Origin of the sequence: Streptomyces sp. NPDC085927 (assembly GCF_044540975.1) — a bacterium.
GTDB lineage: Bacteria > Actinomycetota > Actinomycetes > Streptomycetales > Streptomycetaceae > Streptomyces > Streptomyces hirsutus.
The window spans coordinates 261,750-286,839 of record NZ_JBITSN010000010.1 but is presented as its reverse complement, the minus strand read 5'-3'; the positions used below and the strand labels follow the sequence as shown (position 1 = coordinate 286,839).

At 72.4% G+C, this 25,090-nt stretch carries 22 protein-coding genes; 11 read left to right on the top strand and 11 right to left on the bottom strand.

What is annotated here, in order from left to right; genetic code table 11:
* Positions 1–2 precede the first annotated feature (2 nt).
* From ACIF80_RS25725 to ACIF80_RS25715, 3 genes are all read right to left on the bottom strand, one after another.
* Positions 3–920 (bottom strand): pyridoxamine 5'-phosphate oxidase family protein, encoded by a 918-nt coding sequence (locus ACIF80_RS25725; protein ID WP_399808867.1) that lies wholly within the window; start codon positions 918–920, stop codon positions 3–5.
* A 95-nt stretch (positions 921–1,015) separates the two neighbouring features.
* Positions 1,016–1,486 (bottom strand): Hsp20/alpha crystallin family protein, encoded by a 471-nt coding sequence (locus tag ACIF80_RS25720; protein WP_399808864.1) that lies wholly within the window; start codon positions 1,484–1,486, stop codon positions 1,016–1,018.
* A gap of 329 nt (positions 1,487–1,815) precedes the next feature.
* Entirely contained in the window at positions 1,816–2,520 is a 705-nt protein-coding gene (locus ACIF80_RS25715; RefSeq protein ID WP_399808861.1) for a TetR/AcrR family transcriptional regulator, read from the bottom strand.
* A 360-nt stretch (positions 2,521–2,880) separates the two neighbouring features.
* Here ACIF80_RS25715 and ACIF80_RS25710 point away from each other — a divergent pair, with 360 nt between their 5' ends.
* The 6 genes from ACIF80_RS25710 (at position 2,881) to ACIF80_RS25685 (ending at position 11,749) form a co-directional block, all read left to right on the top strand.
* Positions 2,881–4,080 carry a CaiB/BaiF CoA transferase family protein gene (locus tag ACIF80_RS25710; RefSeq protein WP_399808952.1) on the top strand — a complete coding sequence of 400 codons (1,200 nt, stop codon included), beginning with the start codon at positions 2,881–2,883 and terminating at the stop codon, positions 4,078–4,080.
* Positions 4,080–5,105 carry an LLM class F420-dependent oxidoreductase gene (locus tag ACIF80_RS25705; protein WP_399808859.1) on the top strand — a complete coding sequence of 342 codons (1,026 nt, stop codon included), beginning with the start codon at positions 4,080–4,082 and terminating at the stop codon, positions 5,103–5,105. The genes ACIF80_RS25710 and ACIF80_RS25705 overlap by 1 nt, the downstream gene beginning before the upstream one ends.
* A 61-nt stretch (positions 5,106–5,166) precedes the next feature.
* Complete coding sequence (locus ACIF80_RS25700; protein ID WP_399808856.1) at positions 5,167–6,309, top strand: acyl-CoA dehydrogenase family protein; 1,143 nt, start codon at positions 5,167–5,169, stop codon at positions 6,307–6,309.
* Between the two features lie 60 nt (positions 6,310–6,369).
* A complete protein-coding gene (locus tag ACIF80_RS25695; protein WP_399808853.1) occupies positions 6,370–7,584 on the top strand; it encodes an acetyl-CoA C-acetyltransferase in 1,215 nt (404 codons plus the stop codon).
* 65 nt (positions 7,585–7,649) lie between these two features.
* Positions 7,650–9,824 (top strand): 3-hydroxyacyl-CoA dehydrogenase NAD-binding domain-containing protein, encoded by a 2,175-nt coding sequence (locus tag ACIF80_RS25690; protein WP_399808850.1) that lies wholly within the window; start codon positions 7,650–7,652, stop codon positions 9,822–9,824.
* Positions 9,825–9,928: 104 nt separating this feature from the next.
* On the top strand, positions 9,929–11,749 hold the full coding sequence (locus tag ACIF80_RS25685; RefSeq protein ID WP_399808848.1) for an AMP-dependent synthetase/ligase: 1,821 nt from the start codon (positions 9,929–9,931) through the stop codon (positions 11,747–11,749).
* A 108-nt stretch (positions 11,750–11,857) separates the two neighbouring features.
* Here ACIF80_RS25685 and ACIF80_RS25680 read toward each other — a convergent pair whose 3' ends face one another.
* Entirely contained in the window at positions 11,858–12,997 is a 1,140-nt protein-coding gene (locus ACIF80_RS25680; protein ID WP_399808845.1) for an acyl-CoA dehydrogenase family protein, read from the bottom strand.
* Positions 12,998–13,099: 102 nt separating this feature from the next.
* On the opposite strand from ACIF80_RS25680, the gene ACIF80_RS25675 reads away from it, so the two are divergent.
* Complete coding sequence (locus ACIF80_RS25675; protein WP_399808842.1) at positions 13,100–13,726, top strand: TetR family transcriptional regulator; 627 nt, start codon at positions 13,100–13,102, stop codon at positions 13,724–13,726.
* 53 nt (positions 13,727–13,779) lie between these two features.
* Here ACIF80_RS25675 and ACIF80_RS25670 read toward each other — a convergent pair whose 3' ends face one another.
* Positions 13,780–15,324, bottom strand: a complete 1,545-nt coding sequence (locus ACIF80_RS25670) for an aldehyde dehydrogenase family protein (RefSeq protein WP_399808839.1) — start codon at positions 15,322–15,324, stop codon at positions 13,780–13,782.
* Positions 15,321–16,214 carry an oxygenase MpaB family protein gene (locus ACIF80_RS25665; protein WP_399808836.1) on the bottom strand — a complete coding sequence of 298 codons (894 nt, stop codon included), beginning with the start codon at positions 16,212–16,214 and terminating at the stop codon, positions 15,321–15,323. The genes ACIF80_RS25670 and ACIF80_RS25665 overlap by 4 nt, the downstream gene beginning before the upstream one ends.
* Before the next feature lie 321 nt (positions 16,215–16,535).
* Between ACIF80_RS25665 and ACIF80_RS25660 the strand changes: the two genes are divergently transcribed.
* The 3 genes from ACIF80_RS25660 to ACIF80_RS25650 are packed head-to-tail and all read left to right on the top strand — an operon-like array spanning position 16,536 to position 17,998.
* Positions 16,536–16,730, top strand: coding sequence for a hypothetical protein (locus ACIF80_RS25660; protein WP_399808833.1), 195 nt, complete (start codon positions 16,536–16,538; stop codon positions 16,728–16,730).
* Positions 16,731–16,735: 5 nt separating this feature from the next.
* On the top strand, positions 16,736–17,626 hold the full coding sequence (locus ACIF80_RS25655; RefSeq protein WP_399808831.1) for an oxygenase MpaB family protein: 891 nt from the start codon (positions 16,736–16,738) through the stop codon (positions 17,624–17,626).
* Positions 17,627–17,650: 24 nt separating this feature from the next.
* Positions 17,651–17,998 (top strand): zinc-binding dehydrogenase, encoded by a 348-nt coding sequence (locus ACIF80_RS25650; RefSeq protein ID WP_399808829.1) that lies wholly within the window; start codon positions 17,651–17,653, stop codon positions 17,996–17,998.
* A 60-nt stretch (positions 17,999–18,058) separates the two neighbouring features.
* Here ACIF80_RS25650 and ACIF80_RS25645 read toward each other — a convergent pair whose 3' ends face one another.
* The gene (locus ACIF80_RS25645; protein WP_399808828.1) at positions 18,059–19,402 is read right to left on the bottom strand and encodes an oxygenase MpaB family protein; all 1,344 of its coding nucleotides are present in this window, start codon (positions 19,400–19,402) and stop codon (positions 18,059–18,061) included.
* Positions 19,403–19,542: 140 nt separating this feature from the next.
* Between ACIF80_RS25645 and ACIF80_RS25640 the strand changes: the two genes are divergently transcribed.
* On the top strand, positions 19,543–20,106 hold the full coding sequence (locus ACIF80_RS25640) for a TetR/AcrR family transcriptional regulator (protein WP_399808825.1): 564 nt from the start codon (positions 19,543–19,545) through the stop codon (positions 20,104–20,106).
* Positions 20,107–20,239: 133 nt separating this feature from the next.
* Here ACIF80_RS25640 and ACIF80_RS25635 read toward each other — a convergent pair whose 3' ends face one another.
* From ACIF80_RS25635 to ACIF80_RS25620, 4 genes are all read right to left on the bottom strand, one after another.
* Entirely contained in the window at positions 20,240–20,596 is a 357-nt protein-coding gene (locus ACIF80_RS25635; RefSeq protein WP_399808822.1) for a hypothetical protein, read from the bottom strand.
* 218 nt (positions 20,597–20,814) lie between these two features.
* The gene (locus ACIF80_RS25630; protein WP_399808820.1) at positions 20,815–22,038 is read right to left on the bottom strand and encodes a bifunctional class I SAM-dependent methyltransferase/NUDIX hydrolase; all 1,224 of its coding nucleotides are present in this window, start codon (positions 22,036–22,038) and stop codon (positions 20,815–20,817) included.
* Between the two features lie 76 nt (positions 22,039–22,114).
* Entirely contained in the window at positions 22,115–24,151 is a 2,037-nt protein-coding gene (locus ACIF80_RS25625; protein ID WP_399808817.1) for an ATP-binding cassette domain-containing protein, read from the bottom strand.
* 453 nt (positions 24,152–24,604) lie between these two features.
* Entirely contained in the window at positions 24,605–24,913 is a 309-nt protein-coding gene (locus ACIF80_RS25620) for a DUF3040 domain-containing protein (RefSeq protein ID WP_399808814.1), read from the bottom strand.
* Positions 24,914–25,090: the final 177 nt, after the last annotated feature.

Here is a 25,090-nt window from a genome sequence, read left to right as displayed (position 1 = left end):
GCTCAGCGGTCGGCCGGACTGATGCGGCGTCCCGTCAGGCTGGTGGGCCGGAGCGTCACCCACATCTCGCGTTCGCCCCCGGCCCACGGAGCGGTGTGGGTGTGTTCGGTCAGCCGCCGCACGTCGTCGGGGTCCGTGACCAGCCGCGCGGGGCCGACGGCGAGCACGCTCCAGCCCTGGCTCATGGCCTCGTCCACGTGGTCGACCTCGAAGGCGGTGTCCGATCCCACGGCCTCCGCGGGCACGGAGTCGGGGGCGGTCCGGAAGGCGATCACGTCGTCGACGACCTCGTAGTTCACCGGGACGACCGCCGGGCCGTCCGGGGTCGACACCGCGACGCGCCCCACCCCGTGGGTGGACAGCAGGGTGCGGCACTCCTCGGGGGCGAGGTCCAGGAGTCGGGGGTGCGGGAGTGCCGCGCCCTGGCCCGGCGGCATCTCGGTGCCGCCGCCGCGCAGGGCCTGGACCGTGGTGTTCAGCGCCCCGGCCAGGTTGATGAGCGTCGCCAGGCTCGGATCGGCCTGGTGCTCCTCGAGGTACTCGAGATACGCCGGTGCCATCCTGGCGCGGCGGGCCGTCTCGGCCCGGGTCAGGCCCTGCCGCTCGCGCTCGGCGGCCACCCGTCGGCCGAGGTCGCTGGTGTGGTGTGCGCCGGAGGGGTGCGCACCGGAACCGGCACCCGCTCCGGCCGCGCCCGGTCGGCGGGACGGCCCCTGGGCCGTCCCGGGCTCGTGCCCCGGATGCAGGAGGTGCGCGTCGGGCCCGGGAAACACGACCGTCACCGTCTGGGTGTCCGACCAGCGCACGTCGTACGGGGGTGTCCCGTCCTGGTGGTGGAGTCCGATGATCTCGCCGTCGCGCCTGGTGGCGCCGGTCGCCGGACTTTCGATGACGAGTAGATCGCCGAGGTGAGCTCGCATGGCTGCCGCCTTCGCTCGGATGTTCGGGTGGGGGGAAGGGTCGGTGGAGTGGAGCCGGCTGCCGCCTCTCGCCGACGGCCGGTCCCGCCCCGGGCTCAGCCGGTGATCTCGATGCGGCGCGGCGTGCTCTTCCCGGTCCTGGGGACACGCACCGTGAGGACTCCGTTGGTCAGCTCCGCACTGATGTGCTCGGTGTCGGCGTTGGGCGGCAGCGTCGTGCGGTAGTGGAACCGTCCGACGTGACGGGTGTGCCGCCGGACCACACCCGTGCGTTCCCGCTCCTCGATCTCACCGTGGACGACGAGTTCGCCGTCGCCGACCTCGACATTGATCCGGTCCTTGTCCGCACCGGCGAGCTCCAGCTCCACCACGTGGGCGTCCCCGGTGTCCTCGACGTCGGCCGGCGGCGTCCAGGTGCCGGCCGTGCCGGTCTCGGAGAAGTCGTCGCCGGGAAAGGGGAAGGTGGAGCGCGTGAGGTGCTCCATCCGGGAGCGGAGGTCCTCGAGCTCCCGGAAGGCGTCCCACCCGGAGAGCGGCCCCCTGCTGCGGCGTGCGGGATGCGACATAGGTCCTCCTCCTGGGCCTCTGCGACGGCAGTGCCACCCGTCGGCGACGGGGGACGGATTCGTCGCTCCGGAGCCGGGTACCCCCGCAGGGGCGGGACACCCACAAGTCGGTCGCGGCTGCTTCGGCGGTGTGTCGAGGACCTCGGGCGGCTGGTCACGCGGGAGTCGCCGGCCGGACGACCGCCGCCGGAACCCCTGGTTCCAGGGTCCGTGGGACCGGTCCGGCCGGCCTGGGCCGACCGGGGCACAGGACAGGGCCGAGTGGCCTTCGGCGCCGCGCGGTGCGGTGTCCGCGCGCACCTGTGCCCGCGTGTTCGCGCCGGCCCTCCTCAGTGGCGGTTCCCCGGGTTCGTCCGCGGCCTCGGCGGGGCCGCCCGGCGGGAGGGGATTCCTTCCCGGCCGTCCACCGCGCCGGGGTGGCCGACCGTGCCGAGGCTGAGGAGCACGTGGCGCTCGGCGATCTCCGCGGCGGTGAGAGGGCCGTCGGCCCGGTACCAGTTGGCCACGCCCTGGCACATGATGAGCACGGCGCGGACCGCGTCGGCCGGGATGGGGGTGGTGAAGACGCCCCGCGCGATACCGGCCTCGACCGTGTCGAGCAGCATGTGCTCGAGATAGTCGCGCAGGGCCACGTACCGGGCGCGGTTGTCCGGCTCGAGACTGCGGATCTCGGTGTCCAGGAACGCCAGTCCCTTGCGGTTGGCCATGTAGAGCACGATCGACTCGACCATGGCGCAGAAGCGGGGGAGCGGCTCGTCGCCCGCCTCGGCCGCGGCGGCCCGGCAGCGGTCCAGGACGTCCTTCATCGACGTCTCCAGCAGCGTGGCGAGCAGGGCCTGCTTGTTCTCGTAGTGGTAGTAGAGCGCGGGGACGGTCACTCCCACCCGTCCGGCGATGTCCCGCACCGAAGTGCCGTGGTACCCGTGCTCGTTGAAGGCCTCCATGGTGTGCACGAGGATCGGGTGCAGGTCGAGCGGCCCGTATGTGCTCCAGTGCGGTGCGCCAACGGCCTCCTGGCGTGACTGCGTGCTCAACGGTGCTCCTCCGATGGATTGCCGGCGAGCGCCATGCTACGTCCGCCGGACGCCCCCACACCCCTGATTCCTGCTTATCCATCGTTCAGTTCACCCCCTCGTCACTCCTGCGGGAGTCGGGCGCCGAAGTCTTGCCCGGAGGGTGGTTTGCCGGGTAATGCACTGAGAATGCAAGCCGAAGTGCCGTGTGAAGTAGTCGCGTTGCGAGCATTGACCCTTCTCCCACCCCCCTCTACCTTCTTAGCGAGCGCTAAGTAGAGCCCCGTTCGGAGGATGGCTGCCGCCCCTGCCGTGAGAGAGGGACCGATGAGCTCGACGAGTGACACCGCCGCCCACCCCGACGACGTGACCGATCGTCAGATGGTCCCGCCGCCCCGCCGTTCCGGTCCGCTGGCCGGAGTACGGGTGGTGGAACTGGCGGGGATAGGCCCCGCGCCCTTCGCCGGCATGCTCCTCGGCGACCTGGGGGCCGACGTCGTACGCGTCGACCGCCCCGGGGCGACGGCTCTCGGCGTCGAGCCCGCCCGGGACGTCACCAACCGCAACAAGCGCTCCGTCCTGGTCGACCTCAAATCGGCCGCCGGGCCGGGGACCGTACGGGATCTCGCCGCGCGCGCCGACATCCTGATCGAGGGGTTCCGCCCCGGGGTCGCGGAGCGGCTGGGGGTCGGCCCGCAGGAGTGCCGGGCCGCCAACCCGGCCCTCGTGTACGGCCGGATGACCGGCTGGGGCCAGGACGGACCGCTCGCACCCCGGGCGGGACACGACATCGGCTACATCGCCACCGCGGGCGCGCTCGGCATGATCGGCGCCCCGGACGGGCCGCCCGCGATCCCGGCCAACCTGCTCGGCGACTACGCGGGCGGCTCCCTCTACCTCGTCGTCGGGGTGCTCGCCGCACTGCTGACCGCGCGCGTCACCGGCGCGGGACAGGTGGTGGACGCGGCGATCGTCGACGGCACCGCCCACCTGACCGCCATCGTCCAGGGCATGCTCGCCTCCGGTTCCTGGCAGGACGGCCGCGGCCGCAACCTCCTCGACGGCGGCTGCCCCTACTACGCCGTCTACGGGACGCGGGACGGCGGCTGGATGGCGGTCGGCGCGCTGGAGCCCCAGTTCTACGCCGAGTTCGTGCGGCTGCTCGGCCTCGACGCCGACGACCTGCCCGACCGCGCCGACCCGCGCGGGTGGCCGGACCTGCGGGACCGGTTCGCCGCCCGCTTCAAGACGGCGGACCGCGACGCGTGGACCGCCGTCTTCGAGGGCACGGACGCCTGCGTCGCCCCCGTGCTCTCCCTGCGGGAGGCCGCCCGCCACCCTCACCTCAGGCACCGCCGCACCTTCACCGAGGAACACGGCCTCGTCCAGCCCGGGGTGGCCCCCCGCTTCTCCGCCACACCCGGCGCCCTGCGCCGCCCGCCCGCCCTGCCCGGCGCCCACCAGCACGAGGTGGCCAAGGACTGGCGGATCCCCGCCCTGACCGGAGCCCCGCACCCCGGGACCCCGACCCCGGCCTCCGGAACTCCGACCCCCGAAGCCCCCACCGAGGACGGCCGCTGATGGAACTGTCCACCCCCCTGCAGTACGCCGGCGACCCGCGCAGGGCCGCCGACGAAGCCGCCGCGCTGGAGTCCGCGGGACTCGACGCGATCTGGGTGGCCGAGGCCTACGGCTTCGACTCGCCGACCGTGATGGGATACCTCGCCGCCCGCACCGAACGGCTGCGCATCGGCTCCGCCATCCTCAACGTCTACTCCCGCACCCCCGCGCTGCTCGCCCAGACCGCCGCCGGACTGGACGCCCTGACCGGCGGGCGCGCCATGCTCGGCATCGGCGCGTCCGGCCCCCAGGTCGTCGAGGGCTGGCACGGCCGGCGCTACGACAGACCCCTCGGCCGCACCCGCGAGACGATCCACCTCGCCCGGCGCATCTGGCGGCGCGAGGTGATCGAGCACCACGGCATCACCGACATGCCGCTCCCCGCCGAGAAGGGCGGCACGCTCGGCAAACCCCTGAAGCTGCTCACCCGCCCCGTCCGCGACACCATCCCCGTGTACGTCGCCGCCCTCGGCCCCGCCAACGTCCGGATGACCGCCGAACTCGCCGACGGCTGGCTGCCCTTCCTCTACGCGCCCGAGCACGCGGCCAAGATCTGGAACGGCCCCCTCACCGAGGGCACCGCCCGGCGCGACGCGGCCCTCGGCCCGCTGTCCGTCGTCGCCGGCGGGCTGCTCGCCGTCGGCGACGGGGCCGAGGCGGTCCGCGACCTGATGCGGCCCCTGGTCGCCCTGTACGTGGGCGGGATGGGGGCGCCGGGACGCAACTTCTACTACGACCTGGTCTGCCAGTACGGCTACGAGGCCGAGGCCGCCGCCGTCCAGGAGCACTACCTGGCGGGCCGCAAGCGGGAGGCCGAGTCCGCGGTCCCGGCCGAACTGTGCGAACTCCTCTGCCTGGCGGGCCCCGAGGGCTACGTACGGGACCGGGTCGAGGTGTTCCGCGAGGCGGGCGTGACCATGCTCAACGTCACTCCCGTCGGCCCCGACCCGGCCCGGCTCGTCGAGCAGGTCAGGAACTGGCTCTGAACGACGGCCCCGTGCACGGCGAGGCCCACCGCTCCCCATCCCCGACGTGGAGACACCCGACATGCAGCGAGACATCTACACGGCGGACCACGAGGCGTTCCGCGACACCGTGCGCACCTTCCTGGAGAAGGAGGTGCTGCCGCACCACGAACGCTGGGAGCGGGAGGGCGTCGTGAGCCGCGAGGTGTGGCGCGCGGCCGGCCGGCAGGGCCTGCTGGGCCTCGCGGTCGACCCGGAGTACGGCGGCGGAGGCACCGACGACTTCCGCCACAGCGCCGTGCTCATCGAGGAGTTCGCCCGTGCCGGGGCGTCCGGCCTGGCACTGAGCCTGCACAACGACATCGTCGGCCCCTACCTGACCCGTCTCGCCACCGACGAACAGAAACGGCGCTGGCTGCCCGGCTTCACCACCGGGGAGACGATCACGGCCATCGCGATGACCGAGCCCGGTGCGGGCTCCGACCTCCAGGGCATCCGGACCACCGCCACCGACCAGGGCGACCACTACCTCCTCAACGGCGCCAAGACGTTCATCTCCAACGGCATCCTGGCCGACCTGGTCGTCGTCGTGGCCCGCACCACCCCCGAGGGCGGCAGTTCCGGGCAGAGCCTGCTCGTCGTCGAACGGGGCACGGCCGGCTTCGAGCGGGGCCGCAACCTCGACAAGATCGGCCAGAAGGCGCAGGACACCGCCGAGTTGTTCTTCGACGACGTACGGGTGCCCAAGGCGAACCTGCTCGGCGCGGAGAACCAGGCGTTCTCCGCCCTCATGGCCAACCTCGCACAGGAGCGGCTGGCCATCGCCGTGGGCGCCGCGGCCGCGGCCGAGCACATTCTCGAACTCACCATGGCCCATGTGAAGGAGCGCGAGGCCTTCGGCCGGCCGCTCGCCCGCCTCCAGCACATCCGCTTCGAGATCGCCGAGATGGCCACCGAGTGCGCCGTCACCCGGAGCTTCGTCGACCGCTGCATCACCGAGCACAGCGCGGGACGCCTCGACGCCGCGCACGCCTCGATGGCCAAGTGGTGGGCCACCGAACTGCAGAAGCGGACCGTCGACCGCTGCCTCCAACTACACGGCGGATACGGCTACATGGCGGAGTACCGGGTCGCCAGGGCGTTCCTCGACGGCCGCATCCAGACGATCTACGGCGGCACCACGGAAATCATGAAGGAGATCATCGGCCGCTCGCTGCTCGGTTGAGTGCCCGTGAGCGCCCCTCCGTCCCGACGCGCCCCGACCTCCTCGGCGAAAGGCCTTCCCGTGAGCACCGAAGCGTACGTGTACGACGCGATCCGCACCCCGCGCGGGCGTGGCAAGGCGAACGGCGCCCTGCACGGCACGAAACCGGTCGACCTGGTGGTCGGCCTCATCCACGAGCTCCGTGCCCGCTTCCCGGACCTTGACCCGGCCGCCGTCGACGACGTGGTGCTGGGCGTGGTCAGCCCGGTGGGCGACCAGGGCTCCGACATCGCCCGGATCGCCGCCCTCGCGGCCGGGCTGCCCGACACGGTCGCCGGCGTTCAGGAGAACCGGTTCTGCGCCTCGGGTCTGGAGGCGGTCAACCTGGCCGCGGCCAAGGTCCGTTCCGGCTGGGAGGACCTGGTTTTGGCCGGCGGCGTGGAATCCATGTCCCGCGTCCCGATGGCCTCCGACGGCGGCGCCTGGTCGATGGACCCGCTGACCAACCACGAGATCGGTTTCGTCCCGCAGGGCATCGGCGCCGACCTCATCGCCACCCTCGAGGGCTTCTCCCGCCGCGACGTCGACGAGTACGCGGCCCTCTCCCAGGAGCGCGCCGCCACCGCCTGGAAGGAGGGCCGCTTCGCGCGCTCCGTGGTCCCGGTGAGGGACCGCAGCGGGCTGGTGGTCCTGGACCACGACGAGCATCTGCGTCCCGGGACCACCGCCGGCTCCCTGGCCGGGCTCAGGCCGTCCTTCGCGGACATCGGCGAGCTGGGCGGCTTCGACGCGGTGGCGCTGCAGAAGTACCACTGGGTGGAGAGGATCGAGCACGTCCATCACGCGGGCAACTCCTCCGGCATCGTGGACGGCGCCTCGCTGCTCGCCGTCGGCAGCCGGGAGGTCGGCGAGCGCTACGGGCTGAGCCCGCGTGCCCGGATCGTCTCCGCGGCCGTCTCCGGCTCCGAGCCCACCATCATGCTCACCGGGCCCGCCCCCGCCACCCGCAAGGCGCTGGCCAGGGCCAAGCTGAGCATCGACGACATCGACCTGGTGGAGATCAACGAGGCGTTCGCGGCGGTGGTGCTGCGTTTCGTGAAGGACATGGGCCTGTCGCTGGACAAGGTCAACGTGAACGGCGGGGCCATCGCGCTGGGTCACCCGCTGGGCGCCACCGGCGCGATGATCCTGGGCACCCTGGTGGACGAGCTGGAGCGCCGGGACAAGCGCTATGGCCTGGCCACCCTGTGCGTGGGCGGCGGCATGGGCATCGCCACCGTCGTCGAGCGCCTCTGAAGCCCCGGCGGACCCCGCACCCGAGCGACCCGAGCGCCCCGAGCGACTTCTACGGAGACCTTGTCATGACCGACAGCCCCACCATCCGCTGGGAACAGGACGACACCGGCGTCGTCACCCTCGTCCTCGACGACCCCCGCCAGTCCGCCAACACCATGAACCAGGCGTTCGTCGATTCCCTCGACGCCGTCGTCGACCGGCTGGAGAGCCGGCGCGACACCCTCAAGGGCGTCGTCGTGGCCTCCGCCAAGGAGACCTTCTTCGCCGGCGGCGACCTGCGCGACCTGAGCGCCGTCACCCCCGAGACCGCCGGCCGCTCCTTCGAGGTCGGCATGCGGGTCAAGCGCGCTCTGCGCAGGCTGGAGACGCTGGGTGTCCCCGTCGTGGCCGCCCTCAACGGCGCGGCTTTAGGCGGCGGTTACGAGATCGCGCTGGCCTGCCACCACCGCGTCGTCCTGGACCGGCACACCGCCCGGGTGGGTCTGCCCGAGGTGACCTTCGGGCTGCTGCCCGGCGGCGGCGGAGTGACCCGCACGGTAAGGATGTTCGGTATCGCCGAGGCGCTGCGGAAGGTGCTGCTCGAGGGCAGGCGGTACGCACCGGCCGCCGCGCTCGCCGCAGGCCTGGTCGACGAGATCGCCGCCGACCCCGCGGACCTGCTCGCCCGGGCCAGGGCCTTCATCGACGCCCACCCGGTCTCCGCGCAGCCCTGGGACCGGCCCGGCCACCGCATCCCCGGCGGCACCCCCGCCCACCCCGCGCTGGCCGCCCAGCTCCCGGCCTTCCCCGCGGCCCTCCGCAAGAAGCTGGCCGGAGCGCCCTACCCGGCGCCGCGCAACATCCTGGCCGCCGCGGTGGAAGGCGCCCAGGTCGACATCGACACCGCCTTCGTCATCGAGGCCCGCTACCTCACCGACCTGCTGACCGGGCAGACCGCCAAGAACATGATCCAGGCGTTCTTTTACGACCTGCGGGCCGTCGACGCGGGCGCCAACCGGCCGCAGCACATCCCCGCCCGCACCGTGAGCAGGGTCGCCGTCCTGGGCGCCGGCATGATGGGGGCGGGCATCGCGTACGCCTGCGCCGGGGCCGGGATCGACGTCGTCCTCAAGGACGTGTCCGTCGAGTCGGCCGAGCGGGGCAAGGCGTACTCGGCGCGGCTGCTGGAGAAGGCGGTGGCCGCGGGCCGGACCACCGACGCCGCACGCACGGCGCACCTCGCCCGGATCACGCCCACCGCCGACGCCCAGGACCTGGCGGGCTGCGACGCCGTGATCGAGGCCGTCTTCGAGGACCCCGGCCTCAAGGCCCGGGTGCTCCGGGAGGCCGAGAGCGTGGTCGCCGCCGATGCCCTGCTGTGCTCCAACACCTCCACCCTGCCCATCACTTCGCTCGCCGGTGCGGTGGGCCGCCCGAAGGACTTCATCGGCCTGCACTTCTTCTCGCCGGTGGACCGGATGAGACTGGTGGAGATCGTCAAGGGCGGGCGGACCGGCGACGAGGCGCTCGCCCGCGCCTTCGACCTGGTCCGGCAGATCAAGAAGACACCGATCGTCGTCAACGACAGCCGCGGCTTCTTCACCTCCCGGGTCATCGGCCGCTTCATCGACGAGGGCGTCGCCCTGGTCGGCGAGGGGTACGACCCCGCCTCCGTCGAACAGGCCGCGGCCCAGGCCGGCTACCCGGCCAAGGTGCTCTCCCTGATGGACGAACTCACCCTCACCCTGCCGCGCCGCATCCGGGAGGAGACGCGCCGCGCCGCGCAGGAGGCGGGCCGGGAGTGGACACCCCACCCGGCCGACGCCGTCGTCGACCGCATGATCGACGAGTTCGGCCGCACCGGCCGCAGTGGCGGTGCCGGCTTCTACGAGTACGCCGACGGCCGGCGAGCCGGACTCTGGCCCGGGCTGCGGGAACACTTCGCCGACCCGGCGCTGCGCGAGGCCGACCTGAGGGAACTCAAGGAGCGGATGCTCTTCGCCGAGGCCCTCGACTCCGTGCGCTGCCTGGAGGAGGGTGTCCTGGTCTCCGTCGCGGACGCCAACGTCGGCTCCATCCTCGGCATCGGCTTCCCCGCCTGGACCGGCGGCGTCCTGCAGTACATCAACGGTTACCCGGGAGGCCTGCCCGGCTTCGTGGCCCGCGCGCGTGAACTCGCCGCACGGCACGGAGAGCGTTTCACCCCGCCCGCGTCGCTGCTCCGCAGGGCCGAGCGCGGAGAGACCTTCACCGACGGCTGACGCCCGGACCCTTCGCCCGAAACCGCCGCACCATCCCTCCCGTCCCATCCCTCCCCCCGCCCCTCGATACGCCCCCGAACCGTCCAGCCCGCCAGGAGGCCGTCATGACACCAGCCCCGCGCACCGACGGGGAACAAGCGGCACGGTCCACGCTGCCGCTGCTCGTGGAACACAACGCCCGCGCCCACCCGGACCGGCCCGCCCTGTCCTGGCGCAAGCCGGACGGCGCGGGATGGGCCACGCTCGACTGGGCGCAGGTCCGGGAGCACACCGGACGACTCGCCGCCGGGTACGCGGCGCTCGGCGTCGGCCGCGGGGACCATGTCCTGCTGATGACGGCCAACCGGCCCGAGCACTGGCTGTCCGACCTAGCCCTGGTACGCCTCGGCGCCGTGCCCGTCAGTGTCTACGGCACCGCGGCGCCCGAACAGATCGCCCATATCGCCCGCAACTGCCGGGCGGCGGTGGCAGTGGTGGAAGGCGCCGCCCAGGCTCAGGTGTGGGAGCCGCTGCTGGACGACGACGCCACACCGCTGGCCCGGCTCGTGGTCGTGGAACCCGGGGAGGAGGGCCCGCACCTGTCGTACGCGGCACTGACCCGCGAACCCGTCCCGGAAGGGTTCGAGAAGGCGCTGGACACGGCCGGCCCCGACGACCCGCTGACCGTCGTCTACACCTCGGGCACCACCGGCGAGCCCAAGGGCGTGGTCCTGACCCACCGCCAGGTGATCGCCAACGCCCTCGCGCTCGACGCGGCGGTGGAACTGCCGCCGCACGTCGAACACATCTGCTACCTGCCGTTCGCCCACATCGCGGAACGCATGCTGGGCATCTACCTGCCCTGTCACCGCGCCTCGCACGTCTATCTGTGCGCCGACCCGACCGTCGTCGCCGAGACGGTGCGCGAGGTGCGGCCACGGCAGTTCTTCGGCGTGCCGAGGATCTGGGAGAAGCTGGCCGTGGCGGTACGCGCCGGGCTGGCCGTGCTTCCGGAGGAACAGCGCCACGGCGTGGAGAAGGCCATGGAGGTGGCCCGCGAGCACGTCGGTTTCCGGGAGCGGGGGGAGACCCCGCCCCCCGAACTGGAGGCGGCGTACGCCCGGATGCGGGAGAAAGTGCTCCAGCCGCTGCTGGCCGCGGGCGGACTCGACCGGGTGACCTGGACCGCCAGCGCCTCCGCGCCCATGTCCCTGGACGTGGTGAGGTTCTGGTCCGGCCTGGGCGTCGTGATCATGGACGCGTGGGGCCTGACCGAGACGACGGGCGTGGCCACGACCAACAGCCCCCGCACCGGGTTCCGGCTGGGCTCGGTCGGACGCCCGGTCTCGTCCGTGGAGGTCCGCCTCGCCGAGGACGGGGAGCTCGAGGTACGGGGCGCCTCCGTCTTCTCCGGTTACCTTCAGCAGGACGGTTCGGTGCGGTCGGTACTGGACGACGACGGATGGCTGGCCACGGGGGACATCGGCCGGATCGACGACGACGGCTATGTGTGGCTCACCGACCGGAAGAAGGAAATGATCATCACCTCGACGGGGAAGAACGTCTCCCCGGCCCTGGTGGAGAACACCCTGAAGGAACACCCCCTGATCGGGCAGGCCTTGGTGCACGGTGACAACCGTTCCTACCTCGTCGCCCTGCTGGTGCTCGACCCCGAGGCCGCCCCCGCCTGGGCCACCGCCCACGGCATCGACACCGGCGGCGACCTCGCGGCCCTGGCCGCCCACCCCGCCGTGCGCGAGGAGGTCGACCGTGCGGTCGCCGCGGCCAACACCCGGCTCAACCGGACCGAACAGGTCAAACGGTACCGGCTGCTGGCCCGGGAATGGGGGCCGGCGACCGGTGAGCTGACGCCGTCGCTGAAGATGCGCCGCCGCGTCATCCGCGACCGGCACGCCACCGAACTGACGGAGCTCTACGCCGACTGACGGCGACCCCGCTCCACCCGCCCCGCCCACCGACGGCCGCCCCACACGCCGACGGCCGCCCCGCCCGAACCGGCGGGGCGGCCGTCGGCGTACGGCCGTCGGCGACTTCTACAGCCCGTAGCTCCTGCCGATGATGTCGCGCTGGATCTCGCTGGTGCCGCCGTAGACGGTGGAGACCACGGCGGCCCGCAGATGGCGCTCCATCCCGTACTCGGTGGCGTAGCCGTAGCCGCCCATCATCTGCATGCACTCCAGAGCGACCCGCTTGGCCGTCTCGGTGGCCTTGAGCTTGGCCATCGAGGCCTCCCGGGGGAAGAGCCGGTCGGGCTCGGCGTCGCAGTCCGACGCCACCTCGCGTACCAGCAGCCGCGTGCACTCGATCTCCGTGGCGAGATCGGCGACGCGGTGCCGCAGTGCCTGGAAGCTCCCGACGGGCCGGCCGAACTGCTCGCGTTCGCCGATGTAGGCGACCGCGTCGTCGAAGGCCCTGCGCGCCAGGCCCAGCATGTTGGCGGCCAGGAACAGCCGCTCGTGGTTCAGCCCGGCCATCAACTGCTCCCAGCCCCCGTCGACTTCCCCGACCACCGCGTCGGCGGGCAGCCGTACGCCGGTGAAGAAGACGTCGTTGACCTCCTTGCCGCCCATGGTCTCGATGCCGCGGATCTCGATGCCCGGCGTGCTCGCCGGCACGTGGAACATGGTGAGCCCCTTGTGCTTGTCGCCGCCCGTCCGGGCCACCAGCAGCACGCTGTCGGCGAGGTGGGCATTGGAGATCCAGGTCTTCTGACCGTCGATCAGCCAGTCCCCGTCCGCCTGCCGTTCGGCACGGCAGCGCAGAGCCCCCACGTCGGATCCGGCGCCGGGCTCCGACATGGCGATGGCGAGGACGCCGCCGCGCGCCGCGCCGCCGAGCACCTCCCGCCGCTGCCGCTCGGAGCCGAACCGTTCGTACGCCTTGGCGGTGATGACGGTGGTGGTGAAACCCCCCGCGGGCACCATTCCGTAGGAGGTCTCCTCGAGGAACACGCAGGCATCGCCGATGCCCCCGCCCGCCCCGCCGTACTCCTCGGGCAGGCAGACCCCGAGCCAGCCGAGTTCGGCGAGCATGCCGTAGATCTTGGGGTTGTGCGGCTCCCGGCCGTCCTGCGTCAGCGCGGCGCGCTGCTCCCGTGACCCGCACTCGCGCTGGGCGAAGTCACGGATGGCGGCGGCGAAGTCCGCCTGCTGTGCGGTGAGACGACTTCCCATGTGGGGCCTCCGAACGTGGTGGGACACGGCGTTGGGATACATGTATATGGAGCATGTTTCAATGTTGCTCAGTGGAGGTGGGCCGGTACCGTGAAAGACACCATGAAGACTTCTGCGAACGACTCCTCGCTCGCCCGTGCCCTCGCACGGCCGGAGACGGAGGAAAGACTGGCGCGGCAGATCCTCGATGCCGCCCTGGAGCAGTTCACGACCTTCGGCCTGCGCCGCTCCTCGGTGGACGACGTCGCCAAACGGGCCGGCGTCTCGCGGGTGACGGTGTACCGCCGTTTCCGGAACAAGGACGGACTGGTCGAGGCGTGCCTGCTGCGCGAGGTCAGCCGCTTCTTCCGGGAACTGGACGACGCGGTCGCCGCGTTGCCGACCATGCAGGACAGGGTCGTCGAGGGTTTCGTGGTCGCCCTGCGCCACACCAGGGCCCACCCGCTCTTCGGAGGGCTGCTGCGGCTCGAACCCGAGGTGGTCCTGCCCTACCTGACCGTCCAGGGCGGCCCCGCCCTCGTCGTCACCACCGATTACCTGACGTCCCATCTGCGGCGGGCCCAGCACACCGAGGGCCGCTCGGACTCCGACCCGCGACCGGTGGCGGAGCTGATGGTGCGTGTCGCCGTCTCCTTCCTCCTCAACCCGGCCGGCTGCATCGAACTGGACGACGAGGAGCAGGCCCGCGCCTTCGCCCGGCGCTACCTCGCGCCGCTGCTCGACGCCTGACGGGAGCTGCCGGACCCGCATCGCGTCCCGCGGCGGGCCCGGCCGGCCACCCCTCAACGCCTGGTGTGCAGCCACCGCGTGAGCGCGACGGCACGGGCCTTCGCGGCGGACGGGGTGGCGAAGGACGTCAGGTCGACCGGAGGCGCGAAGCGCCGGACCGTGACCGACTGCGGCGCGGTGAACGCCCGCAGTCCGTCCGCACCGTGGATACGGCCGAAGCCGGAGTCGCCCGATCCGCCGAACGGCAGGGCCGGAACGGCGGCGAAGCCGAGCACCGAGTTCACCGACACCGCTCCCGCGCGCAGCCGGGACGCGATCGCGGCGCCTTCGCGGCGGCTGCCGCAGAACACCGCCGCGCCCAGTGCGTATCGGGACGTGTTGGCGCGGCGCACCGCCTCGTCGACGTCCGCCACGGCGTTGATCGCGACGGTCGGCCCGAAGGTCTCCTCGGTCATCGCGGGACAGTCCTCCGGTACGTCGACCAGAACCACCGGCGCCACGAACGGCCCGCCCGACGGCTCCGACGACTCCGACGGTTCCGGCGACACCGACGCATCCGTGCCACCGAGCGGCGCGCCCGCGCCGGCCGCCAGCGCGGCGTCGACATGCCGGCGCACCACGTCGCTCTGGCCCGGCATCGTCATCGGACCGTAGGCGGCGTCCGGGCCCGCGCCGGGCCGCAGCACGCGGGCCCGCTCCACGACCCGGTCGCACAGTTCCGCGTGCACCGCGCGGACCGCGTAGACGCGCTCCACACCCGCACAGGTCTGGCCCGCGTTGCCCAGCGCGCCCCACACGACGGCGTCCGCGGCGGCGTCGAGGTCCGCGTCCGCGGTGACGAGAACGGCGTCCTTGCCCCCGCATTCGGCCAGGAACGGCGTCAGCGACCGGGCACACACCTCCATCACCTTGCGCGCGGTCCCCGGCGAGCCGGTGAAGGCGAGCTTGTCGACCCCGGAGGCGGCCAGCGCCGCGCCGGTTTCGGCGGCACCCGTGACGACGGTGAACAGACCCGCGAAGTCGGGCACGGCCGCGTCGAAGAGCCGGGCGAGCAGCACGCCGGTGCCCGGGGTGTACTCGGACGGTTTGAACACCACGGCGTTGCCCGCCGCCAGGGCGTAGCCGATCGACCCCATCGGCGTGTAGACGGGGTAGTTCCAGGGGCCGATCACCCCGACCACGCCGAGCGGCCGGTGGACGACGAAGGCCGCCTGGTTCGACGCCGCCAGACCGGTGCGGACCCGGCGCCTGCGCAGCACGGGGCCGGCGTTGCGCGCCGCCCAGGACAAGTGCTCCAGGGTCAGCACCACTTCCAGTTCCGCGTCCTGGAGCGGCTTGCCCGTCTCCGCCGCGACGGACGCCGCCACCGTGTCCAGCTCCGCTGCCAACTTCCGCTTCCAGCAGAGCAGATGGGCACGCCGCCGGGCGGCCGGGAGCGCCGCCCAGCGCGCGCCGGCCGCCCGGCCCCGTTCCACCGCCGACGCGACGTCCTCCGGTCCGTGGACCGGGTGGTCGGCGAGCGGCCGGCCGGTGGCCGGGTCCCGGGACGTGAACGTCGCCGTCGGCGGCGTCCTTCGGGAGGTATCGGTGTCGGTCATCGGTTCTCCAGCGGTGAGGTCTCGTCGGCGAGCGGCTCCAACGGCCTGCCGTGCGCCCAGTGCGGGCCGAGGTCGTCCAGCGTCCACCCGAACGGGTAGCTGCGCGGCTTGTGCCGGAACCCCCACCACGCGGGCCGGGGTGGAAGCAGGCGCACCACCGCGGCACGGGTGCGCAGGACGCGGTGGGCGGCGGCGCGCAGCAGGCGGGGCTGCGGGGCGAAGCCGAGCGCGGTCAGCAGCGGTTCGTCCAGAACCGCCATCAAGAAGCGCGAGACGAGCGGACGCAGCGGCCGGGGATACCAGTCGGTCATGACCCGCAAAGTGGCCGCGGCCACCCGCCGGTTGGCGGGGTCGTAGGCGAACATCTCCTTCTCGTAGGAGTCGAGGAGATGCTCGAAACCGGCGTAGTCGGCGGGCATGCCGGCGATGCCCATCAGGTCGCCCATCCGTCGTCCGACCAGGGCCAGGCTCTCGGTCTCCTGCCAGGACAGCGTGCGCCAGCCGTAGCGGTCGATCCACCGTTTCGGGCCGACCACGGTGGTGGCCAGCACGTACAGGTAGTCCTCGTTCGGTATGCGGTAGCGGCCGTGGATACGGTTGAGGTGACGGGCGGCGGCCCGCCCGTGCGGTGAGTCCATGCCGTCGCGGACCATCTCGTACGCGATCAGGACCGTGTCGTCGTAGCGCTTCTGCCCCGCGCGCTCGAACTCCTGCGTGCGGTCCAGCAGCCGGGAGATGCGGGGGACGCCGTAGTCGCGCAGGAACGCGACGGAGACGCCCTGAAGGTAGTCCCAGGGGAACTCGTACCGGGTGAGCAGCGCGAAGATCTCCTCGTAGTCCTGCTGCGGGTCCATCTTTTGGATCCGGCGGAGCCGGGTGTAACGGCCCATCGGGGGTGCCTCCTCATCGAGACAGGGTGCGCGCGTTCAGACCGGAGAAGCCGACCGCCTCGGCGTCGACGAGCACCCTGCCCCCCATGAGAGTTCCTTGACGTCGGAGTGACGGCGCGGGATGACGTGCCGGTCGGACTGTGAGAGAGTCGAAGATACAAAAACTATTGACTTGTTTCAGGGGGCGCGTCAATACTCCGGACGCGATGGATGATCGGAGGCCTCATGAACAGCATGTGGCACACATACGACCCCCCAACCCGCCTGCGAAAAAAGCTGAGTGACGCGACGTCACACATTCGGGCGCCAAGCGGAGGCGGAGTGGCCCGGCGCCGCTTCGGCGACGCCCGCTCCACGCCGATGGCACCAGGGCTGCTGTGGCCACAGGTGTCGCCCCCGGTGGTCGGAGCCGGCGTCGCGGACCACAGCACCTTCCGCCGCCTGCCGGGCCACCCACCGGCCGGTGCCCGGCCGGGCACCGACCCCACCGCCCGGCGGCCCCTCGGAGTGTGGTGACGGCCATGAACAACGGCCCCGCACACGCGACCGGACCGGACACGGGCCCCGCACCCGGCCCGGACCTTTGCCCCGAGCCCGTTCCGTTCGCGCCCGGCTCCCTCCTCTGGGACACCGCCGGTGACGTCCGGGTCCTGCTCTCCCTGCCCGCCGCCCTGGTGCTCCAGGTCGCCCACCCGGCGGTCGGCGCGGGGGTCGACGAGCACTCCGTGTTCCGCACCGACCCCTGGGGCCGGGCCGAGCGCTCACTGGACTCCCTGCAACTGTGGGTCTACGGCGGCGAACAGGCCCTGGAGGAGGGCCGCAGGCTCCGCAGACTGCACAGGACCATCAGCGGCACCGACACCCGCGGCCGCCCCTACCACGCACTCGCCCCCGCCTCCTACGCCTGGGTGCACGCCACCGCCTACCCGGTCTTCCTGAGAGCGGCGCGGTACCTGTCCCACCCGCTCGACGAGCGGGACGAACGCCGCCTCTACGACGAGCACCTCCACCTCGGCGCCATCCTCGGCATCAGACAGCGCGACATGCCCGGTACCCCGGAGGAGTTCTGGCCGTACTTCGACGCGATGGTCCGTGAAGAGCTGGAGAGGACGCCCGTCGTGGCGGAACTGCTCGACCCGCGGCGGCCGATCCCTCCGCCGGACGGCGCGGGCGCGTTCCTGCGCCGGATCTGGCCGGTGCTGCGCCCGCCCCTGGCGCGGCTGCACGTCTTCGTCACGACCGGCCTGCTCCCGCCGGCCGTCCGCGAGCACCTCGGCCTGGTGTGGACGGCACGGGACGAACGGAGACTGCGCCGCCTGGGCACCGTCGTCCGCACGGTGGTCCCGCTGCTGCCCGAACACCTGCGCTACCTGCCCAAGGCCCGCGCCGCCCGCCGCGCCGCCCGTACGTGACCCCGACACCCATACGGCGGTGGCGTGCGGCACGCCTTCGACATCGTCGGCACGGCGGCGACGGCGGACCATGCCTTGCGCATGACCGCCCCGGGCGGGGACGTGTACGTGGTGGGCCCGGCCGGCAGCGGCGAAGGCGAACTGAGCCTCTCCCTGCCCCGGCTGCTTCTCCAGCAGAAGCGGATCCAAGGACTGATCATGGGGTCGGCCACTCCTCGCCGGGACATCGCCCACTACGCCGAGCTGTATCTGCGCGGGCTCCTGAACCTCGACGGCCTCGTGTCCCGGCGGATCTCCCTGGACGGGATCGACGCGGGTTGCGCGGCCCTCCAGGACCCTGAGGTGGCATGCGTGGTCGTCACGTCGTTCTGAGAACCGCTGCCGCCGCCGGGCGGAGGAACGCGGCGTCCGCCCGGGACCGCGACGACGGCGTCAGCCCGCGGAACTCCGCTTCCCCGGCGCCCCGACATGCACCGCCCTCACCCCCGGGGCCTGTGCGCCGAAGTGCCACCGCAGATTCCGCTCGATGAACCGGTCGCCGCGGCGCAGCAGATACGCGCGGCCCGCCGGCGTACGGCCGAGGACGTGGTAGCGCAGAAGATTGCCGACGAGCAGGGGCGGCACGGCCCAGGGCAGCGCCGCGGGCAGCCGCAGATCCCGCATGCCCCGCCGCCCGAGGAAGTACCGCAGCATGCTCAGCAGCCGCGCCCGCGCATAGGCGCGACGCACCCGGGCGAAGCGGTCGAAGTGCAGGGCGCCCTGGGCCTCCACCAGGGCTTCGGCCAGGGGCGGCCCCGCCGGGCCGCCGTAGCTCTGAGCGAGCAACAGGTGGTAATTGAACCGGTGCTGGAGAATCTCACGGTCGCAGAGCCAGTCCTCGTCCACGCCCATCAGATGGCCGACGTACTTCCACAGGTGCATGAGCGCGCGCGACTCGGCGCGGGTGACACGCACCCCGAGCAGCCGGACGCCGAGCAGCTGAACCGCGTTGAACAGGCCGAGGGTGGCCGCCAGATCGGACTGGTTGACCGGCAGCCCCAGCCGGGCGACGTCCCATCGACCCCCGCTCTCCACCTCATGGTTGACCAGGGCGTGCATGAGGCGGACATGGACCGTGAGACCGAAGCCCCGGCCCCGGCGGCGCATCGCGCCCGGGCCGGTGACCGCGGACGCCCACTGCTGGGTCTCGGCGATCCTGCGCAGCGCGGATCCGCCGGCCAGACCGCCGGTCTCGACCAGCAGCCGGGGCGGCCCGTCGAACCGGTAGGAGCCGATCAGCGCCAACTGCAGCATGACGTCGGAGGAGTTGCGGCCGAACCTGCGGGCCACCCGGCCGCCCTCGTCGACCAGGTCGAAGTCCACCCAGTCCGGCACCGGGTCGACAGCGGCGAAGAAGTTCCGCAGGGCCGCCGGAGGATCGGGCACCGAGTCGATCCCGTCGGCGAGCGCGGTCCGGAACTGACGCATCGTCACCCGGTCCGGGTGTGCCGGGTCGGTGATCCGGAGCGCACTCGCCAGCTCCGCCGCGACCACGTCGCGCGCCGTCAGCCGCTCGCCGATGGACGCCAGCAGCACCGGATCCACCCTGCCCCGGCGCCCCAGCAGCAGCCGCAGCGGTCTGCCCAGACGCCGGTTGAGACTCTCGGTCTCGCGAAACCGCCGCGGATACGGGGCCGGACGCAGGGCCGGATGCGAGGGCGGGGGAGTGGGCGGTGGCGGCATCACGTCCCCCGGCCCGGCAGAGGTATCACGCTGCGGCAGCTCGTGTGCGACCATGACTCGATGCTGACCGCAACGGTTACTCGCGTTCAATTCGCGTTCTGACTCCCATGTCACCGTCTCCCCGGGACACGCGGCGCACCCCCACCACTCGCGTTTCGCCCCGCAGGACGCCACGGCAGGAACGATCCCGGGCGATGGTGGAGAACATCATCGGGGCCGGCCGGCAGGTTCTGGCCGAGTACGGCTACGAGGGCGCGTCCACCAGCCGGATCGCGGCCGAGGCCGGCATCAGCCCCGGCTCGCTGTACCAGTACTTCCCCCACAAGGACGCCATCGTCCTGGCGGCGCTGGAACGCTACAGCGACACACTCGTCTCGCACGTCACCACCCGCATGTCCGGGCAGTTCGCACAACCCGCGCCCGTGATCGTCCGGACCACCGTCGCGGCGCTGCTCGACGGGCTCGACGTCGAACCACCGCTGCTGCGCGCCGTCGTCGAGGACGGCCCCCGCCTCGACGACGGACGCACCCTGCGCGCCTTCGAGCAGCGCATCGGCGAACTGGTCCTCGCCTACCTGACGACCCGGCGCCAGGACCTGCGCCCCGACACTCCCCTCGACACCGCCGTGTGGATGCTGGTCCGCACGGTCGAACACCTCACCGTCCGCTACCTGCTCGACCGCCCGCCCATCCCCAGGGACCGGTTCACCGAGGAACTCACCCGCCTCGTCCTCAACTACCTCCGCCCGCCCCCGTAACACCACCCGTCCGACGGTCCTGAGAAGCGTCCGGCCCCGGCCGGGTGGTGAGTGCGGGCGTGGGCGCCGACGGGGGAGCGGGGGCCCGGGCACCGGCCCTGTTCATCGTTCGTGCGAACCCGGGGCGAGGAGGTCAGGCGGCCGTGCCACGACGGAGTCCGCTTCCACGCCCCACCGCAGTGAGCACGACCACGGAAACGGTCGCCGCGGTCCCCGTGGCCAGCGCGTCCGCGATGTACCGGCTCAGCTCGGGGCGCAGGAGGTCGACGAGTGCGAACAGCACGGCGACCCCCACGAGGCCCGCCGCGACACCGGCCGGCCAGGAGCGGCGGCGCGTCCAGAACCACTGGAGGAGTCCCATGCCGACGAGGGGCGCCACGGACAGCCGGGGCTCGTCGAGGGCGGCCAGGACGCCGTACCCCAGGACGCTCACCACCCAGCAGGCCACGGCCACGAGCGCCGCCTCGCTCCAGGGTGCGGACTGGTTCACGGCTGACTCCTCTCCAGAAAACAGGTACCGCGAGGTGGAATTCCACGATCCTTCCTGCGCAACGGCCGGTGCCGCGATATCGAAGTGATCATGACACCCCCGAGCAGCTCGTTGCCACTGCCCGACCTCATGATCGTCCGGAGAACACTTTTCGCGGAAGCCCGAGGCCAGGAGGAACGGACGGGCAGGGGGTGGACGGTGCGTGTCCACCCTCGCGTTCACTCCTCGGCCACCACGCCGGCCGGCCCCGGCAACGCGGTCGTCGCCGGTGCCGTACGCCAGGCGTACGGCGTGAAATGCGCCGGAGTGTGGTCGATGGGCAGGTCGGGGCGCCAGGCGGTGAGGATCTGGGCGCTGCACACGAACAGACCGCCGGGCAAACGGTCCAGGGGACACCAGGCCCACTCGCCGACGCTCTCGTCCGGCTGCGTGGCCGGCCGGCCCTGCCATGCGTGGACGACGGCACCGACGGTGACCCGCACGACGTCACCGACGTGGTCGACCAGCGTTCCCAGCAGGGTGACATCGTCGGGCCGGGCGATCAGCCCGGTTTCCTCGGCGAGTTCACGCACCACGGTCGCTTCCAGGGACTCCCCGGCCTCCACGGTCCCGCCGGGCAGCTCGAAGGTGCCGTGCCGGTGGCGCCCGAGCAGCACGCCCTGGTCACCGAAGACGATGGCACCGACACCGACGGCCGCGTGCGGCACCGGCGGCCTCGTGGTGCGGGGCCGGCTGGAGACGCGTACGGGCCGGACCGGGAGACGACGGGCGCGGACGAGTTGCTGCACGACCGGGCTGTCCTCGTCGGAGGACCGCAGCAGGTCGATGCCCTCGACCCGGAAGCCGTACTCCGTGAGCAGGTCCTCCCACAACCGCGGTGCCAGAACCCACATCCGGGTGGGGAGAGGCGGGTGGTCACGATGCCTGACCATCTGCTCGCGGGCCGCGACCGTCGTGGACGGGCCGTGGCCGTGCAGGTCGGTGTGGATGAGGGAGAGGACCAGCGGGGCGCCGGGGCGGAGTCCGTCGCGCAGCGCGGGCAGGACGCGGTGCGGGTCGATGAAGGCCAGACTTCCGATGGCATACGCGGCATCGAAGGGTTCGGCCGTGCGGAGATGGTCGACCACGTCGCCGTGCACGAACCGCACGCCCGGCGTGCCCGCGTGGGTGCCGGTGGCCCGTCGGTGCTGGGTGGCGGACCGTTCGACCGCGTGCACCTGCGCGCCGTGTGCGCGGGCCAGGTGCACGGCGTGGTGCCCGGCGCCGGAGCCGATGTCCAGGACACGTTTCCCGGTGATGTCACCGAGGACCTCCGTACCGGGGCCGACCCCTTTCCACGGAGCCCACTCCAGTCGCTCGGGGACGGGTGGCATGTACCCACGATTCAGCTGGCGTCGGCCGTAGGTGGTCCACGCTTCGGCGTTCACGTCCTCAACGGTCATACGAACTCCCAGGAGTGGAGGGCGGAGAGGGGAGGATGGGGCGGGCCCATTCAAAGGGTTTGTCCACAGGGCCCCTTCAGGCAGGGTCCACGACGGTGGGCGGGGCCGGGTGGGGGACGGTGGGTGCCGGGGCGTACTGGGCGGCCTGGGCGTCGAACATCGCGGCGTACCGGCCCCGGGCGGTCATCAGCTCCTGGTGACTGCCCTGTTCGGCCAGCCGGCCCTGGTGCAGGACGTAGATGCGGTCGGCGTGCCGGACCCCGGACATGCGGTGGGTGACCAGGACGACGGCCAGGTCCGGGGAGGCGAGCCGGCGGATGCGGTCGAAGGCGGCGATCTCGGCCTGCGGATCGAGGGCGGAGGTGGGTTCGTCCACGATCAGGACGCCGTCCGCCGCCGCGGTGGAACTGCGCCAGTGGGTGCGGGCCAGGCCGATCTTCTGCCACTCGCCACCGGACAGCTCACTGGCGCCGCGGAACACGCGGGCCAGCAGGCTCTGCAGGCCGTCGGGGAGTTTCGCGACGACCGGTCCGGCATTCGCGTAGTCGACGGACGGCCGGAGGTCGTCGGGGCCGGCCTCGTGGGCGGGCCGGCCGATCCGGATGTTCATCGCCGCCGTCACGGGCCAGCGCTGGAAGTCCTGGGTGAGCAGTGCGACGCGGTCGAAGAGCTGGGAGCGGTCCAGAGAAGCCACCTCGGCATCGCCCCATCGCACGGCCCCGCCCTGCGGCAGCAACAGGCCCGACAGCAGTTTCATCAGGGTGCTCTTGCCGGAGCCGTTCTCACCGACCACGGCGGTGACCGAGCCCATGGGCAGCGTGAGCGACACCTCGTCCAGCGCGGGGTCCGCCCGGTCCGGGTAGCGGTAGGTGACCCGGTCGAGCGTGACCTGCCGTACCCGCGCGGGAACGGGATCGCCCCCGCCGGGGATGGTCCGGCGCGTCGCCTCGTCCAGGAAGCGGGAGTGGTCGCGGACGTAGAGGGATTCCTCGTGCAGCTGGTTCACGTTCATCACGAGCGCGCCCAGGCTCGCCGAGCCGGAGCGGACGGCGATGACCGCGGTGCCGGCGACGGCCAGGCTCATGTGCCCGTCCATGATCAGCCAGAACATGATTCCGTACGTGACGGCCATGGCCACGCCGGACAGCGCGGCGGCCACCCACTCCGTGACGGCCTTGCTGGAGGCCAGCCGCTCCTGCTCGGCCTCGGCGCTTTCGGCCATGCGCTCGTAGCGGCTGAGCAGGAACGGCCCGACGGAGTGGATGCGCACCTCCTGCGCGGCGGTGCGTTCGGTGAGCAGGTTGCCGATGAGGCGGCTGGCCCGTACGTGCTCGACCCAGCTCATCACCGACACGTACCGTTCCTGCGCCACCCGCATCGCGCCCCAGCCGCGTGGGGCCGCGATCAGGATCAGCATCGGCAGCAGGGCCGGGTGCAGGATGGTGAGCACTCCGGCCGTGGAGATCAGGGAGATGCCCCCGTTCAGCGAGGCCACGCAGGCGCCGATCATGCGGCGGGCGGACGCGGCGCCGTACTGGGCGACATCGATCAGCCGCCGGAACTCCGGGTCCTCGATGGCTTCCAGCTCCACCGACGCGGCGGCGGCCAGGTACTGGGTCGTGGCGATCCGCTCGACCAGCGGCTCCAGCCGGCCGGCCCGCGCGGTGGACCACCCGGCCAGACCCGAGTTCACCACGGCCGCCCCGGCGGCGATGGTCAGGCCGGGGAGCATCGTGTGCAGCCGCTCCACCGGCGTGCCCGAGCCGAGCAGCGCGTGCATGACGGCGTTGACCGCGAGCAGTCCCACGGCCGCGGCGACACCCTGTCCGACCTCGCTGATCGCCACGGTGAGCAGGGCACGCCGGTTCGCCTGCCATGCCATCCGCAAGGTCGCCCCGACCAGCTTCGGCATGGAGCGCAGGGCGGACAGCATGGTCAGGTCGAGTTGGGCGTGCTCGTGTTCCGACCAGCCCATGTCGTAGCGCAGCGGACCACCGAACAACTCCCGTTCGGCATCGGAGACCTGGGGCTCGGCCATCCGCACGCGACCGAAGAACCTCCGCACGGGACGCCTCCCGGCTTCGGCCTTCGCCCCCTTCATGGACTCCGTCATCGTGTTCCTCCCGGGCCCGCGGGTGAGCCCGTGAGGGATTCCGAGCCCGAACCCGTGTCCGAAACCCTGTCCGATCCCGGTGTGCCGGGATCCGGTTGTTCCTGTGTGCCGGCCGAGGTCATGGTGGCCCCCTCGAGGGTCGCTGCGGTTGGCTTCTCGGGCTCAACGACCCAGCCGGCATTTCGAACACCTGTGTTTCGGTCGTGTGCGGAGCCCCGGGATCGGGGCGTGGCGGAGCATGTGGGATGCACCGACCCTTGTCGCACAAAGGGGCAGGCGCACGGCGGCGGTGGCCGAAACGCCGAGTGTGCCGCCGGCTCGGGGGCCGCGTCCGTCCTGCGGGCCCGGGAACACACACTGAGCGGGGCCGTCCAGGAGACGGCCCCGCTCAGTGTGTGGAGGGAGGGATGCAGCCGGATGCCCCACGCCTCACAGGCAGAAGACGCCGGACGCTCACGGTTCCGTCCACCGGCACAGCAGCCGGAACAGTGAGTACAGCGTCAAGGGCCAGAAGGCGGCGAAGACCCAGATCACCGCCGGCTCCGAGGTTTCGATGCCGGCCGCCATGAGGGCGACGGACACCGTCAGCAGCACCGCGACGGTCCACGGGCGTGGCCGGTGGCGCGCCACGCGAACCAACAGCGGCCGCCGGCGCCGCTCCAGCGTGCGCATGCGCCGGTCGAAGCGGCGATCGCGGCGCAGTACGCGTTCCATCTCGGAGAGGATGTACTGCTCGTCGTCGCGAAGCGGACCGGTCGTCACTGTCTCTCCTCGTCACGGGCCACCGGGGATGAGACGCGGGTGCCCTGCCGCTCCTCCGGACTAACCGGTGGGGGCCGGGGCAGTACGGGACGGCCACACGACTGACCGGGTACTGGACGACAGGACGGCAGGGCGACAGGACGGCTGTGCACGGGACGAGCCGGCGGTCTCGACCCA

What these genes read in the sequence shown, in the direction of transcription:
- ACIF80_RS25725 (WP_399808867.1), bottom strand. Translation starts at nt 920, where the DNA reads ATGCGAGCTCACCTCGGCGATCTACTCGTCATCGAAAGTCCGGCGACC.
- ACIF80_RS25720 (WP_399808864.1), bottom strand. Translation starts at nt 1,486, where the DNA reads ATGTCGCATCCCGCACGCCGCAGCAGGGGGCCGCTCTCCGGGTGGGAC.
- ACIF80_RS25710 (WP_399808952.1), top strand. Translation starts at nt 2,881, where the DNA reads ATGGTCCCGCCGCCCCGCCGTTCCGGTCCGCTGGCCGGAGTACGGGTG.
- ACIF80_RS25705 (WP_399808859.1), top strand. Translation starts at nt 4,080, where the DNA reads ATGGAACTGTCCACCCCCCTGCAGTACGCCGGCGACCCGCGCAGGGCC.
- ACIF80_RS25700 (WP_399808856.1), top strand. Translation starts at nt 5,167, where the DNA reads ATGCAGCGAGACATCTACACGGCGGACCACGAGGCGTTCCGCGACACC.
- ACIF80_RS25690 (WP_399808850.1), top strand. Translation starts at nt 7,650, where the DNA reads ATGACCGACAGCCCCACCATCCGCTGGGAACAGGACGACACCGGCGTC.
- ACIF80_RS25685 (WP_399808848.1), top strand. Translation starts at nt 9,929, where the DNA reads ATGACACCAGCCCCGCGCACCGACGGGGAACAAGCGGCACGGTCCACG.
- ACIF80_RS25680 (WP_399808845.1), bottom strand. Translation starts at nt 12,997, where the DNA reads ATGGGAAGTCGTCTCACCGCACAGCAGGCGGACTTCGCCGCCGCCATC.
- ACIF80_RS25675 (WP_399808842.1), top strand. Translation starts at nt 13,100, where the DNA reads ATGAAGACTTCTGCGAACGACTCCTCGCTCGCCCGTGCCCTCGCACGG.
- ACIF80_RS25670 (WP_399808839.1), bottom strand. Translation starts at nt 15,324, where the DNA reads ATGACCGACACCGATACCTCCCGAAGGACGCCGCCGACGGCGACGTTC.
- ACIF80_RS25665 (WP_399808836.1), bottom strand. Translation starts at nt 16,214, where the DNA reads ATGGGCCGTTACACCCGGCTCCGCCGGATCCAAAAGATGGACCCGCAG.
- ACIF80_RS25655 (WP_399808831.1), top strand. Translation starts at nt 16,736, where the DNA reads ATGAACAACGGCCCCGCACACGCGACCGGACCGGACACGGGCCCCGCA.
- ACIF80_RS25645 (WP_399808828.1), bottom strand. Translation starts at nt 19,402, where the DNA reads ATGGTCGCACACGAGCTGCCGCAGCGTGATACCTCTGCCGGGCCGGGG.
- ACIF80_RS25640 (WP_399808825.1), top strand. Translation starts at nt 19,543, where the DNA reads ATGGTGGAGAACATCATCGGGGCCGGCCGGCAGGTTCTGGCCGAGTAC.
- ACIF80_RS25630 (WP_399808820.1), bottom strand. Translation starts at nt 22,038, where the DNA reads ATGACCGTTGAGGACGTGAACGCCGAAGCGTGGACCACCTACGGCCGA.
- ACIF80_RS25625 (WP_399808817.1), bottom strand. Translation starts at nt 24,151, where the DNA reads ATGACGGAGTCCATGAAGGGGGCGAAGGCCGAAGCCGGGAGGCGTCCC.